This window comes from Burkholderia sp. AU30280 (assembly GCF_020420125.1).
Taxonomy (GTDB): Bacteria; Pseudomonadota; Gammaproteobacteria; order Burkholderiales; family Burkholderiaceae; genus Burkholderia.
The window spans coordinates 725,696-740,284 of record NZ_JAIZRY010000001.1; the positions used below are offsets into that span (position 1 = coordinate 725,696).

A 14,589-nucleotide genomic window follows, 5' to 3' on the forward strand; every position below is an offset into this window, starting at 1 on the left:
CAGGACGGCTATCCCGAAATATGAAGCGACGGCATCTTAGCCGAACGGGTCGCGCCTTTGGCACGAAATGGCCGACACGGACAGCATGATGGCGGATTACTACAGGCTGTCAGGGTTTGCTGGCGGGCCTGCGCTAAATTGCCCAGGCCAATATCGGCAATTATTACGATCGCGTGCGTCGCAATTCGCGCATTTCATTGCGACTTATTGCGTCAGGTATCCGGATAAATACACAACCCAATATCGGCGCAAACGATATCGACTCGTATTCAGTACCATCGATCGCCACGCAGGAAAGCCCGCGTATCCGTTGCCTGCGCATCCCTTAGAATCGGTTCACCATTCACTACGCCGCCCGCGCCCCGTGCCCGCCGATCACCGTCTCGACCTGAACCTGTTTCGCGTGCTCGACGCCGTCTACGTGCATGGCGGCATCGGCGCGGCCGCCCGCGCGCTGCACCTCACGCAGCCAGCCGTCACGCATGCGCTCAACCGGCTGCGCGCGCATTTCGACGATCCGCTGTTCGTGCGGCAGGGCAACCGCGTCGTGGCGACCGAGCGCACGCGTTCGATCATCACGGACGTGCAGTTGCACCTGAAGGGCCTGCAAGGCACCGCGCGCGCGCCGTCGGCATTCGATCCCGCGACGCTCGACCTGAGCATCGCGGTAGGCATTCGCGACGTGCTCGAATCGATCGCGCTGCCGCGGATCGTCGCCGCGTTCGCCGACGAAGCGCCGGGCCTGCGGCTCGTGAGCCGCCGCATCGCGGTGGCCGACATCGAGCGCGAACTCGCATCGGGCAATCTCGATCTCGCCGTCGATCGCCGCGTGCCGACCGGCCCGCGCATCGCCACCGAACACCTGCTCGACGATTCGCTCGTCGTCGCGCTGCGCGGCGATCACCCGCTCGCGCGCGACCCGCTGCGGCGCGGCGACTATTTCGCGGCGCAGCATGTCGCGGTGTCATCGCTCGGCGAGCCGCAATCGCTCGACGTGCTGCTCGGCAACGACGGCCGTTTCCGCGATATCCGGCTCACCTGCCAGCACTATTTCGCCGCATGCCAGATCGCCGCGACCGGCAACCTGCTGGTCACGCTGCCGCACACCTATGCGTTGCGGATGGCCGCGATGCTGCCGATCGTCGTGCGGCCGCTGCCGTTGCGGCTCAAGCCGTTCCCGCTCCTCGCGTACTGGCACGAGTCGCGCGACGCCGATCGGGCGCACCAGTGGGTGCGCGAACGTATCGCCGCGCTCGTGCGCAGCAGCGCCGGCGTGACCGACGCATAGCCGCGCGGCGCACGCCGTCGCGATCGGGGCGGTATGCTGGCGGCTGCGCGCCGCCACGCGGCGCCCGCCTCCCTCTTCCCGCCGACCGGAGACTTGCCATGTCCCTCATCCATGCCGCCGCCGTCCTCGACGCCGATGCGCCCGACTACGTCGTCCAGCTGCAGGCCGGCACGCACGCATTGACCGGCGACGAAGCGCCACGCGAAGGCGGCCAGGATCGCGGGCCGGCGCCGTACGCGTTCGTGCTGGCCGGCCTCGCGCAATGCACGGCCGCGACGCTGCGCATGTATATGCAGCGCAAGACGTGGCCGGCCACGCGTATCGCCGTGCGCACCGAGCTTCATGCCGATCGCGACGGCACGCAGTACGTGCGCCGCGTCGTGACGCTCGACGGTCCGCTCGATGAAGCGCAACGCCAGCGCCTCGCCGAAATCTGCGAGAAAACGCCGGTCACGCAGTTCATCAAACGTGGCACACGGATCGACACGACGTTGAACTGACACACGACGCACGCAGCGCACGACCGCCGCGCCAAAAGAAACGGGGGCCGCGCACGATGCGCGGCCCCCGTTGCGTCGATACCGTCAGGCGCTTACAGTCCGAGCGCGGACAGGTCGAGCTTGCCGCCCTTCATCGGCGGGCACCAGAAATATGCGCCGGTCAGCGGCCGCGTGAAGCGGAACAGGCCGTCGACGATCCCGTCATCCGCGCCGCTCATCCGGCGCATCTGCACGTCGAACGCGCGGAACGAGCAGCCGAACGCCACGAAGTAGAGGCCCGCGCGACGCGCGTCCGACCACGGCGACGAACGGCGCAGCATGAACGCCTCGGGCTCGAAGCTTTCCTGCGCGGTGCGCTTCACGTGCGCGAACTCGGGCGCATCGTCGAGTTCTTCGTTGTCCGAGCGGCGGCGCCCGATGATGTTGTCCATGTCGCCCGACGGAATGCGCTCCATCTGGTCGAAGTCGTGCAGCCATTGCTGGACCGCGACGAAGCTCGCACCGTCGAGCCCCGCGCCCTGCCCCGTCACGATCGCCGCGGCCACCGCGTCGTCGCCTTCCGGGTTCTCGGTGCCGTCCTCGTAGCCGGACAGGTCGCGATCGTTCGAATAGCGGAAACCGTCGACCGCATCCTGCAACGCAAACGCCGGCGCCAGCGCGCGTTCGATCGCCCGCGTGCGCAGCACGATCTCGCCGCGGTCGTCGCCGCGCAGCCAGACCCACACGTCGGCCGGCGTCGCCGGCAGCGTGCGATCCTTCACCGCGAACGCCGGGAATTCGGTCAGGCCCGGCACCGGGTGCCCGAGATGCGCCGCCAGCGCATGACCGAACCCGACCACCGTGTCGCGTCCGTCGACGATCTCGCGCAGCGCGGCCAGCGCCGCCGCCACATTGCCGTCGTTCGAAATCGTGAAAGTGAGGTATCGGGCCGCCGTATCGATCGGGGTCAGGATGCCTTGCTGAACGTCGCTCATCGTTTCCTCAGGAATGTATCGTGGTGAATCTGCGAGGGCCGCGGCGTCTTGCGCCGCAGACGCTGAAGTGTAATCGATGCGCGTGCCGGCCCTTGCGCTGCCGCACTGGGGAAGGCCCGCAAAAGAAGGGCCCGAAAGCCGAATACTAACCGTATCGACGCTGCAACGCCGCATTCATCAGACGTTGCGGCGCGCGCGGCACTGCTGATAGAATCCTCCTACGTCTTTTCGGCGTCCTTTCAACCGTTCACTTCAGGGGAGGTGCAGATGTTCCGAATGCCAGCAACCTTCCCGAACGCGGTTCCACCACGGCGCAGCTGATCCAGCCCGCCGTCCGCGCCGGCTCCCGAGTTCTCCGCTAACCCGTCAGCCGCGCCGTTTCCCGACAGCCCGTTTCGTTTCGCCGCACGGTTTCCGCGCGGCCCGGCTGTTGCGTTTTCGATGTTCTCCGAACCGGAAAGTCCCGTCGCGCGATGCGTCGGGCAACGAACAATGACCAGAAAAACCTCCCATCTGGGCGGCCAGGCATTCCAGGCCGTCTTCGGCTTCACCTTCCGTTACTGGCGCAAGCAGCCGGCCCGCACGGCCACGGTCGCGAGCCTTGCGCTGCTCGCCGCGCTCGCCGACGTGCTCACGCCGCTGTTCGCCGGTCGCCTCGTCGACGCGCTGTCGACCGGCCTGACCGACCGCGCCGCCGCCTGGCATGCGGCTCTCGTCGCGTTCGGCACGCTCGCCGCGCTCGGTCTCGGCGCGACGGTGCTGCGGCAAGGCGTCTACCTGAACATCATCACGCTCACCCTGAAGATGATGAGCGAGATCGCGGCCGCGTCGTTCCATCGCGTGCAGCGCTTCTCGACCGACTGGCACGCGAACAGCTTCGCGGGCTCGACCGTGCGCAAGATCACGCGCGGGATCTGGGCGCTCGACCTGCTGAACGACACCGTGCTGATCGCGCTGCTTCCGTCGGTCACGATGCTCGTCGGCGCCACCGTGCTGCTCGGCACGCACTGGCCCGTGATGGGGCTCGTCGTCGGTGCGGGTTCGCTGCTGTACATCACGGTGACGGTGGCGGTGTCGCTCGGCATCGTCGCGCCGGCCGCGCGGCTCGGCAACCTGTGGGATACGCGCATGGGCGGCGCGCTCGCCGACGCCGTGAGCTGCAACGCGGTCGTCAAGGCGTTCGGCGCGGAAACGCGCGAGGAAGCGCGGCTCGCGCGCGTGATCGGCAAGTGGCGGCAACGCACGCGCCGCACGTGGGTGCGCGGCACGTTCAACGGCGGGTTGCAGGGCGCGATGCTCGTTGCGATGCAGGCCGCGATGATCGGCGTCGCGCTGCGGCTGTGGGTGAACGATGAGGCGAGCGTCGGCGACATCGCGTTCGCGCTGACGATGTTCTTCATGCTGCAGGGCTACCTGCGCGACGTCGGCATGCACATCCGCAACCTGCAACGCTCGGTGAACGACATGGAAGAACTCGTCGCGCTCGAGCGCCAGCCGCTCGGCATCGACGATCGTCCCGGCGCGCCGGCGATCCGGATCGGGCAAGGCGAGATCCGCTTCGAGCACGTGACGTTCCGCTACGACAACCATCCGGTGCCGCTGTACGACGATTTCTCGATGCGGATCGCGCCGGGCGAGCGCGTCGGCCTCGTCGGCCATTCGGGGTCGGGCAAGACGTCGTTCATCAAGCTGATCCAGCGCCTGTACGACGTGTCGGGCGGCCGCATCACGATCGACGGCCAGGACATCGCGCGGGTGCGGCAGGATTCGCTGCGCAGCCAGATCGCGATCGTCCAGCAGGAGCCCGTGCTGTTCCACCGCACGCTCGCGGAGAACATCGCGTATGCACGCCCCGACGCGAGCCGGGCCGACATCGAGCGCGCCGCGCGGCTGGCCAGCGCGCACGACTTCATCGCCACGCTGCCGGACGGCTATGACACGCTCGTTGGCGAACGCGGGATCAAGCTGTCGGGCGGTGAACGCCAACGGGTCGCGATCGCACGCGCGTTCCTCGCCGATGCGCCGATCCTGATCCTCGACGAAGCCACGTCGAGCCTCGACAGCGAAAGCGAGCTGCTGATCCAGCAGGCGATGGAGCGGCTGATGGTCGGCCGCACGACGCTCGTGGTCGCGCACCGGCTGTCGACCGTGCGTGCGCTCGACCGGCTGCTGGTGCTCGATCGCGGCAAGGTGATCGAGGAAGGCAGCCACGACGCGCTGATCCGGATCGACGGCGGCATCTACCGCCGGCTGTTCGAGCGGCAGGCGCTGGAACTCGCGAAGGGGCTCGCCGATTCGCCGCGACGCACGGCGGACGACGCCGCCGGGCCGCTCGGCGAGCCGGCCGAGGTGTGACGCAAGCGTGTCGCAATGCGTGCCGGCGGTACGGTCGTCGCCGCCCGGGCCATGTCGACGGCAATCGGTTCCGGATCGAGGCCGTGCCACGCGCACGGCCTTTTTTTGTCCCGAATTGGGCTGCCCACTGCGGCTGGTCACTCAGACGGGCTGACCGACCTTCGGATCGTGCGGGTGGGCTGGCTGCCTTGGCTCATGATCAACATCCCGCGGAACATCCGCGAACCCATCGCAAGCTTCACAAGTTCTTGAAATTGCTCAAACCGCCGTGTCCGACGAACGTCGATTCAGCGCAGCCTGTTCTGATCCAGTCACGTTGTTACCCTCAACGTTGAGATAGGCCGACCTCTTGACCCAAGCATCATGAGTCTTGATGCGGCTTCGGCGCGTGCAGCGCCTGACTCAATAAGCCCTCGATTCTCCACAGACGCGGCGAAACATGTAGGCCCGATGGCCTGAAGCAACCCACCCGTATGCATGTCGCGCTATCCCATCCCAAAGAGCGAATCGATGACGTTCTTGATCCACGTCCTGACGTCGCTCCAGGTGATTTTCTTCTGCCTGACAATTTTTCTCAGAAACAATACTGACCATGCGACGGCGAAGCCAATGGCGACACATATGCTTAAAAATGAAAATGTACTCATTAGAATGAAAGAGTCCCAATTTCCTTCAGGATTTCAAGTGGCTTTTCTTTGAACTCCCCTGCTTTCTTCTTTGCAAACTCCCAGGGAGAGGGTTCACGCTCGTCATCAAATTCCGTTCCATATGGCAAAACGCCCAAGAGATTCTTCCATCGTGCATCTGACAGTTTTTCATTGCCCGCCTCTTGGCATTGCTGTCGTGCGCGCTGCCACGCCGCCCCCGCACTCTTGAAATTCCAGAGTGCCCATGCTCCGGCGCCGACTCCTGCCGGTGCTCCCAAACCAGTGGCATCCAGTCCGACGGATGCAGCCATTTTCACTGCGCCCGTACCGTACAGGCGGCCTGCATTCATCGCATTGACGCTACAAACCGCCGCTTTTGCCAAGTTCACCAACCCGAGTGGATCGACATACGCCGCGGGATTCCCATCAACGTAGGCATAGGCATTGAGGCCTCCGGCCAACTCGAGCGGATCCCTAGACAGATACCGCCCAATATCCGGTGCGTAATAGCGATAGCGGTTGTAGTGCAACCCGGTCTCTTCATCAACCTGCTGCCCCTGGAACCGCAACGAGCTCCTCGGTTCGATCCCCGCCGCCCTCGACGCCCGCGAGATCACGTCCGGCGCTTCGCCCCACGCCTTGTACGACGTCTCCCATACGATGTCACCCGCCTCATCCGTCAGCAGCTGCGGCGTACCGATCTGGTCGCAGTAGTAATGGAACATCTTCGCGTCCGCTCGACGCTCCGGCACCTTCTGCAGCGGATCGTCCTCCGGCACATACCGGTCGGTACTCTTCCACACCGGTGTCGCGATTCCCTGCACCGGCTCCGCTACATACTGTGCCAGCGGTATGAACGTCCCCGGCTCGTAGATATAGTGCGTACCACGCTCGCCATCGCTCTCGTAAGCGAGAGCATCGCCGTCCCACCCGAACACCGTCCGCTCGCCGTTCACCTCCTTCGCGATGCGACGACCGAACGCGTCATAGAAATACCGCGCCTGACTCTGCCGCGACGTCTCCACGACACGCGCCTCCAGCAAGCGATTGAACTCGTCCCATTCGTATTTCTGCTCACCGGCCGACGTACGCTTGCGGATCAAATTCCCCCGCGGGTCGTACTCGAAGTGCATCCCTGCATACGCTTTCAGCAGGTTGCCAAGCACCTTTGGCACTTCCGCCGGCAAAGTGCTCGAAGGTCTTACGGGACTGGACGGGGACACTGGCGCCGCTTGTGGGGGCAACAGATCAATGATGTTGCTCGCTGGATCGAATGCAAAGTATTCCTTTGCAACCGGGCTGATCGCCTCGATCAATCGCCCGATCGGATCGTATCGGTAATCAATCCCACCCTTACGACTATCCTCGATACTCGACAATTGCCCGACCGCATCGTAACGATATCGTCGCGCCGTCATCGGCACGGTAGACGTCACCCGCTGGAGCGTCTGCTGCAATACCCGTCCCGCCGGGTCGTACATCGTGCGCTGCTCGACTTTGCCCGGCAGCATCCGAACTGTCTCCCGGTGTAGATCGTCACGTTCGATCTGTGCGCGCGCCTCGCCGTCCAGCAGCATCCCGTGCACGTGCCCAGAACCGTACATCAGCCAATCGACCACATGCCCGTCTGGACGCACGGTCCGCCGCCGATGGCCCAACTCATCATATTCGTGATGCCAGATGTAACTGCGCGGCTCGCCGAACACACTATAGGCATGGTGTTCCCGGACGAGATTACCGACCGGATCAAAATAGAACTGGATACGACTAGACCGATTGACAGCCTCAATCAGCCGCCCGCTCGGGTCGTACGCAAAACGCTCCTCACTCTCGCCTGCTGCACGCTTGGTCAAGCGGCCGCTTGCATCGACCTCGACCGACTTCATGCATCCCGCCTCGTTCACCGCAATGAGTCTGCCGCTTCCCGGATCGTACTCGTAACGCGTCGACTTTCCGTCGAAACCGATCTCCTCGATCAACCGCCCCGCCAGATCGTAATGGAACTGATACGTCGCGAGGTTCGCATCCGTCAACGCGGTCAGCCGGCCAAGAGGGTCATAACGATACGCAAGCGATTGTCCCAGCGCATCCACGCGGCTCGCGATCCGGCCGAATGCATCATAGCCGTACCGTGTCGACCTGCCAAACTGATCGGTACGCCGCAACAACCGGCCCTCCGCGTCGTAATGCACGTGCTCGACGCCTGCCGGGGAACGAATCTCGGCGAGTTGTCCGTTCGAACCGTAGCCGTAGGCAACGACCGCACCAGCGGCATCCTTTGCCTCGATCAAGCGGCCGATGTCGTCATAGCGCCATTCCGTCTTCTTGCCAGAGCAGTCCGTATAGCTCGTCGGCTGCCCGGCATCGTTGTATTCGAGTGCCTTCGATCCGCCCTTCGCATCGATGACTTGCGTGGGCCACCCTTTGTCGTTGAAGCTGTACTTCGTCGCATGCCCAAGGGGATCGAGTTCCTCGACGACGTTGCCTGCATCATCGTACTTGCGATGCCACGAATGCCCGTTCGGATCGACAAGACGAACCGGCTGGCCCTTGCCGTCGTATTCCGTCTCGACGACGCTGCCGTCAGAGCGCTCGCGCCGCGTGAGGTTGCCGCGCGCATCATATTCCATCCGCTCGATGGTGCCGTCCTGGCGGATATGCAGAACCAGATTGTGATGCTCGTCGCGCCTGTACCACTCCTCGTTGCCGTCCGGATAGACGATTCGATACACGTAGCCGTGAGTGCTGTAGTAGTACCGCGTCATTTGCCCGAGCGCGTTGGTTACGTAGGTCAGGCGGATATTCGGATTCCATGCAAGACGGATATCGACGCTGCCGTCATCGGCATATTCGCGTATGCATTTCGCGTTTGCGTTGTCGTCAGCGTTCGCGCCATCCCATTCGAGAGTCATCCCGCGCCCGGTGCGATCCGTGTAGCGAGTGACAAGGTGCCGATAGTACTGGTAAGTCCGCGCGTTGCCATGGTGGTCGACCGAGCGCACCAAATCGCCGTCAACATCGAATTCGTAACGTGCAAGCGTCCGACGTGCGCCGCCTTCGAGTAGCTGTTCGATCTGCACGATCCGGCCATGTCGATCGTGCTCGAATGCGAGCACGTTGCCGCTTGCATCGATCAGCCGTGTGAGGCGATCGAGCGAATCGTAATCGAGCGTGATCGTGTTGCCCGATCGGTCCTTTTGCGCAGCGAGGCGAAACGCGTCACCGCGGCGCTCATACACATGTAGCGTATCGTGGCCATATGAAATAGTCACCCAAGTATCGTCGAGGCGCGATAGCGTCAGGTTCTCCGACAGATCGTCATACACGTCCCCAACGGCAAGCGCGCGATACCCGACGCTGCGCCCTTCCGAGTCGCGATAGAACCACTGGTCGCCCTCGATATCGATCCGGGTCGTGTACGGCACAATCCAGCGCGCGCCCAGTTCGCCATTGTCGTAGGCGGACAACCGCGACCGATACGTGCGCGCCCAAACGACCGGCAATGCGCCCGGCAGGTCAAAGTCGGCGTGAGAGAACCGTTCGTCGCCAAACGCGAAATCGATCGATGCCGGCGACTCCCCTTGCCCGCAGGCCTTGCAGTCACTCTTGCCTGGCCCCTCCACGGACGCCTGTACTGAGGTCGTCTCCAGCCCTTCCTGCTCTCGAGTCTTCTCCGCCTTGCTTCCTCCACCCGATTGCAGCGCCACACTCTGCGCATGCACCTTCCCGCTTTCCCGCGCCCGCGTAACGGCCTCGCTCAACTGCTCGATGAGCCACATCATTTTGCCTTCCTCGCTACCGGATAGCGACCGAATCGACGATGCGACCTTCGGCGCTTCCGTCAGCAGGAACACGACTGCGCTTCGATACGACTCCAGCCATGCATCCGGCGCGAGTTTCGGAGAAGTGCCAGTCACGTTGTTTCCGACGGGCTTGCCAAGCGCATTGCAGCCCTCCCACGCGAAGGCGATCCCGTCGCCGACCTGGCTCGTGCTGTACCACGGCCGCTCGTCGCCCATCTTCTTCGGGCGCTGTTCCGCGCGCTTCACGCTATCGCTGCTGCCGGAGAGCTGGCCGTGCAACGCCTTGTCCATACCCGTCGCGATCGCGACCATCAGATCTTCCGCCTGCGACGCGCACCCATCGAGCAGTTCGACTAGACCGGCCTTCAGCTTGTTGAGAAAATCCTCGATCTCGGTCGCGCAGGTCGCATTGATATGTGTGACGAGCACTGAAATGATCCCCGCACCGAGATTGCTGCGCGCAATCGGCATCTGATTGCGCACCAGCGCAAGCAACGGGCGTGCCGACATCCGGAACGGCGCGAGCGTTGGCGGCAACGGAATGGTGCCGATCAGGTCGATCGCAAGGCTCATGTGGTCGAGCGTCTGGCCTCCACGCCTCTGGACAAGCTCGGCGATATCCTCGAGCGCGTCGGTTGTCGCGATGATGTTGCCGAGGATCGGCACCGCGCCGGCAAATGTCTTCACGTCCTCAAACGTGATGTGGTTGCCGCTGACGTTGCGCAACCACGCATCGAAGCGGTTACCGACCGCAGCGACGTCCTTCGGAGAAACATCGCTGAGCCAGGTAACGGCCTGTTCCTTCTCGGCGCCCGGCGGAAATTGTTGTGCCATGTCGTTCTTCGTTCAATTCGTTCTTTTCAAGACGGCTGACAAGCCACCGCCCTCTCAGGATTTCAGCGGTCCGCCAAACCCGCTCGTCGGCAGCTTCATGCCGGTGGTACCTGTAACTGACGCTACCGTCGCGGCACCCTTGCCTGCGATCCCGGCGACACCTGGCAACGCACCCTGCAGTGCGCCGGACGCCGCGCTGGCAACCGGCGCTGCCAATGCCGAGAGCCCACCTTGCCGTGCCGCCTGCACCATCCCTGCCACCTGCCTCGCGGCGCTGCCCAGGCTCGACGCCGTCTGCAGTGCAGAGACTGCACCTGCCCCACCCAGCACGCCCGCCGCAGCCGGCAACGCAGAACTCGCCAACCCGCCCAGCGCTGCTCCTGCACCGCCGCCGCTCACGAGCCCCATGGCTGCCGTCGCAGCAGCAGGGGCCATCCCTTGCAACTGGCTGGCAAGCTGCCCCGTTGCCGCTGCCTGAGCCGCTTCCGGCGACGGTTCGACCGGCTCCGCCGGCCATTTCGCCTGCTTGAAATAGTTCGCCGGTTGATCCGATTCGCGCGGATCCTTCCCGAACTCGACACGTACCGCGCCCGGCGGCAGCCCGCTCACGACCGTGTAGCCGCTGTTGTCGAGCGCACCCTTCTTCAGCACCGAACCGTTCACGTCCTTCACCGTGAACAGCCCGCCCTTCACCGCCTCGCCGTTCACGTACTTGTGAAACAACTCCAACTGCCCCGGCTGATCCGGCCGCGGGCTCGGCAGCGGATACCCCATGCTTGCCGGCCCCGCGAACGTATGCGATGCACCTTTGATATCGATCTTCCCGGGTGCATGAACCTCGACGTTGCCATCCTTGATCCGGATATAGGCGCCACCGCTCGTCAGCAGAATCCCCTGGTCGGCCGCGATCTCGATCCGGTCCGTCGCCGACACCACCTTCACCGCCTTCTGCGCGGTCACCTCGATGTTGTCCGACTGCGCCTGGATCTCCACCTTGCCCTTGCCCGCGAACAGCTTCATCCCCGCGTTCTGCACGAACAGGCTCAGCTTCTGCCCGATGCTGCCGATCAGCGACTTGCCCGCCGCGACGTGCACGCTCTGCCCGCTCGCCACGTTCACATGATCGTTCGCGACCACATGCACGGACTGCTGCGTCGTCATCCCGATCCCCGACGGGCTGCCGAACAGCATCACCGGCTCCTTGAACGCGTTCGCGTTACCCGTGCCGCCGCCTGCCGTGCGCCCGCCGGACGCGCTGCCCGATGCGCTGTCCTGCGTCGCATCCGTGAACGCGCGCATCGTGTCCTGCGCGTCTTTCAGGCTTTCCGCCTGATGCTGCTCGCTCACGCCCGACATCGCCTCGACGAGGCTTTCGCCCGTCACGAGCTGCTGCTGCGCTTCCTTCACGTCGAGCGGCTGGCTGTTCGCCGCCTTCGGATGCGTCGTCACGTACAGGCCCTGGCTTGCCCGCACCGCGCCGTACGCATCCGAGCGCAGGTCGAAGCCGCTGCCGAGATACGACCCGCGCGAGTTGCCGCTCTGGTCGATGATGTAGCCCAGATGCAGCAGGCTGTTCGCGCTGCTGCTCATCAGCTGCACGCGGTTCTGGCCGGTCGCATCGTCCATCACGAGCTGGTTATAGCCGCTGCCCGAATATTCTTTCGACCGATAGCCCGACAGGATCCCGTCGGTATGCCACTGCGGCTGGTTCGCGCCGTTGTACACGCGCCCGACCGCGAGCGGCCGGTCGCAGTCGCCGCCGACGTAGTCGATCAGCACTTCCTCACCGATGCGTGGCACGTGCACGCCGCCGTAGCCACCGCCCGTATCCGACTGCACGACGCGCACCCAGCACGACGCGTTCTCGTTGCCCGGATTCAACCGGTCCCACACGAACTGCACGCGGATCCGGTTCAGTTCGTCCGTATAGACTTCCTCGCCCTGCGGCCCGACGACGATCGCCGTCTCGAGATGCATCTCCGGCTTGGGATGCTCGAACGGGCTGCGATACGGCACGCTCACGCGTTGCGCTTCGACTTCGACGAGATAGAAGCCGGCCGATCCGTCGTCGTGCTGCACGCGAAACGCGGGATCGGTACCGTAGTTGTCCTGTGCCTGCGTCAGCGCTTCGCGCAGGCTGTACGGAAAGTCTGCGCTGTCGCTTGCAACAGGCAGATTGTTCTCGATCCACCACGCCACCTCGATCGCGACGAATTCGCGCTGGTCGGCGGGATCACGATCGTGCTCGGGATGATCGGCCAGCGTGAAGCGCCGGCCGGCGTCGATCGCGCGCACCCCGCCTGCGGCATGGAAACGCTTCGCCCGCGACTCCCACTCCTCCATCTTGACCTTCGTCAGATGGTCGCCGCGTGTCTGATCGAGATACGTGTAAGCGCCCGTGTACTCGTAGACTTCGAGTTGATCCGGCAACTCGCCCTGGCCGCCCATCGTCGGCAGCGACGTGCCTTTCGGGTTCGACGGCTGCGAAGGATTCTTGTAGTCGAACGTGCGCGTCGTACGTGTCACGCTCTGCAGCGTGCGCGTACCCGACCATTGCGTAAACGCGTCGGGTTCACTGGCCGCGTCGCCGCGATAAAAACGTACGGTTTCCGGCGACAGCGACGCGAGCGCCTGCAGGTTGTCGGTGATCACGAGCGTGTGCGACTTGCCGTCGTCGGCCTGCTGCCATGCGCAGTAGAGCCCCTCGTTCTCCATCAGCCGATGCACGAAATGCCAGTCGGTGTCGTGCTGGCGCGTGTACGACCGGTTCGGCAGCGGCTTCGACAGCGCGAAGCGGAAATGCCCCTGCGCCTGCGGATGCTGGTTCAGCACGTCGCTGATGATCTGGTCGACAGTCGTATCGTTCCAGAGCCGCTGATCGCGACGAAACTTCAGGAAGTGGGTGAAATCGGCGAACGCGAGCTGATAGGTCGTGAGCCCGCCGTCGGCGCCCAGCCGGCGCGCGGTATGCACGTAGCCATTGATCGGCCGGTAGCCGAGATCGCCCTGCTGGATCCACAACGTGACGGGCTGCGCGATCAGCTTTTTTAGTTCCACATCGCTGTCGGTCGACAGTACGTCGAGCGTGAACTCGTATGCGCGCCCGATACGAGAGCGACCGACTGCCCGTTGAACGGTCAGGACGTTGGCCCCCAATGGCGTATCGAGCTTCAGCAACCGGTCCTGCTGAAGCAACCCGCCGCGCAATGCGGCGATTGTGTTCTGCATGTTCATGAACGGCCTTTTTTCTTTTTGACACGCCCTCGGATGGCGCGAGCATTTAATTTAGCTTTCGTGATTTTACAGATAAATTACAAAATGAATCGGGAAAATGACCTGATTTAAAAGGTTCATCGCGGATTACCGGGGAACGCGGCGGCGCCGAACCGCGCGCCGCCGCGTGTCCGCCGCCGGGATCACTTATCATGTCGGCCAGGCAATTCGCGATGAAAGGCAGACCATGTTTACAGGCATTGTTCAGGGTGTTGGCACCATCAACGCCATCAAGGATCACGGCGAGCTGAGGACGTTCAGCATCGAATTCCCCGAGCGGTTCACCGACGACATCGAGATCGGCGCCAGCGTCTCGGTCGACGGCGTCTGCCTGACGGTGACGACCATCCATTCGCCGGCGCTGATCGACTTCGACGTGATGCTGCCGAGCCTGCGGATCACCACGCTGGCCGATCTCGCGACGGGCGGTCGCGTCAACGTGGAGCGGGCCGCGAAGGACGGCGCGGAGATCGGCGGGCATCCGCTGTCGGGCCATGTCGACTTCACGGGGACGATCCGGCACATCGCGTCGTCCGAGCATAACCGGATGGTGCGCATCGGCGTGCCGGACGCATTCAAGCGGTATGTGTTCGCGAAGGGGTATATCGCGATCAACGGCTGCAGCCTGACGGTGTCCGACGTCAACCGCGACGAGGGCTGGTTCGATGTCTGGCTGATTCCCGAAACGCGACGCGCGACGACTTTCGATGCGAAGGGCGTCAACGACACGGTCAACATCGAGATCGAGCGCAGCACGCAGGTGGTCGTCGACACGATCCGGGAATCGGTCAAGGAAACGCTCGGCGAACTGAACGGCGTCGTCACCGCATTGCTGGCGGAAAAAGGCATCGATATCGAGGAACTGCTGGCGCGGCACGTCGCGCGGCTGCCGAAGCAGTAACGGATACCGGCGCG

7 protein-coding genes are annotated in these 14,589 nt (G+C 64.0%); 4 read left to right on the forward strand and 3 right to left on the reverse strand.

Features of this window, described 5'->3' with window-relative positions; translation table 11 throughout:
- Positions 1-364 precede the first annotated feature (364 nt).
- Both LGN17_RS03245 and LGN17_RS03250 read left to right on the forward strand, forming a co-directional pair.
- Entirely contained in the window at positions 365-1,288 is a 924-nt protein-coding gene (locus tag LGN17_RS03245) for a LysR family transcriptional regulator (RefSeq protein WP_226195122.1), read from the forward strand.
- 98 nt (positions 1,289-1,386) lie between these two features.
- Positions 1,387-1,788, forward strand: coding sequence for an OsmC family protein (locus tag LGN17_RS03250; RefSeq protein WP_226195123.1), 402 nt, complete (start codon positions 1,387-1,389; stop codon positions 1,786-1,788).
- A gap of 92 nt (positions 1,789-1,880) precedes the next feature.
- On the opposite strand, the gene LGN17_RS03255 is transcribed toward LGN17_RS03250, so the two are convergent.
- The gene (locus tag LGN17_RS03255; RefSeq protein ID WP_226195124.1) at positions 1,881-2,762 is read right to left on the reverse strand and encodes a Dyp-type peroxidase; all 882 of its coding nucleotides are present in this window, start codon (positions 2,760-2,762) and stop codon (positions 1,881-1,883) included.
- Positions 2,763-3,254: 492 nt separating this feature from the next.
- Between LGN17_RS03255 and LGN17_RS03260 the strand changes: the two genes are divergently transcribed.
- Positions 3,255-5,117, forward strand: a complete 1,863-nt coding sequence (locus tag LGN17_RS03260) for an ABC transporter ATP-binding protein (RefSeq protein ID WP_226195125.1) — start codon at positions 3,255-3,257, stop codon at positions 5,115-5,117.
- A gap of 646 nt (positions 5,118-5,763) precedes the next feature.
- On the opposite strand, the gene LGN17_RS03265 is transcribed toward LGN17_RS03260, so the two are convergent.
- Both LGN17_RS03265 and tssI read right to left on the reverse strand, forming a co-directional pair.
- Positions 5,764-10,401, reverse strand: coding sequence for an RHS repeat-associated core domain-containing protein (locus tag LGN17_RS03265; protein WP_226195126.1), 4,638 nt, complete (start codon positions 10,399-10,401; stop codon positions 5,764-5,766).
- 54 nt (positions 10,402-10,455) lie between these two features.
- The gene (gene tssI, locus LGN17_RS03270; RefSeq protein WP_226195127.1) at positions 10,456-13,635 is read right to left on the reverse strand and encodes a type VI secretion system Vgr family protein; all 3,180 of its coding nucleotides are present in this window, start codon (positions 13,633-13,635) and stop codon (positions 10,456-10,458) included.
- A 226-nt stretch (positions 13,636-13,861) separates the two neighbouring features.
- Here tssI and LGN17_RS03275 point away from each other — a divergent pair, with 226 nt between their 5' ends.
- Positions 13,862-14,575: a riboflavin synthase subunit alpha gene (locus LGN17_RS03275; RefSeq protein ID WP_226195128.1), complete on the forward strand. Its 714-nt coding sequence runs from the start codon at positions 13,862-13,864 to the stop codon at positions 14,573-14,575.
- Positions 14,576-14,589: the final 14 nt, after the last annotated feature.

What these genes read in the sequence shown, in the direction of transcription:
- LGN17_RS03260 (WP_226195125.1), top strand. Translation starts at nt 3,255, where the DNA reads ATGACCAGAAAAACCTCCCATCTGGGCGGCCAGGCATTCCAGGCCGTC.
- LGN17_RS03275 (WP_226195128.1), top strand. Translation starts at nt 13,862, where the DNA reads ATGTTTACAGGCATTGTTCAGGGTGTTGGCACCATCAACGCCATCAAG.
- tssI (WP_226195127.1), bottom strand. Translation starts at nt 13,635, where the DNA reads ATGAACATGCAGAACACAATCGCCGCATTGCGCGGCGGGTTGCTTCAG.
- LGN17_RS03250 (WP_226195123.1), top strand. Translation starts at nt 1,387, where the DNA reads ATGTCCCTCATCCATGCCGCCGCCGTCCTCGACGCCGATGCGCCCGAC.
- LGN17_RS03265 (WP_226195126.1), bottom strand. Translation starts at nt 10,401, where the DNA reads ATGGCACAACAATTTCCGCCGGGCGCCGAGAAGGAACAGGCCGTTACC.
- LGN17_RS03255 (WP_226195124.1), bottom strand. Translation starts at nt 2,762, where the DNA reads ATGAGCGACGTTCAGCAAGGCATCCTGACCCCGATCGATACGGCGGCC.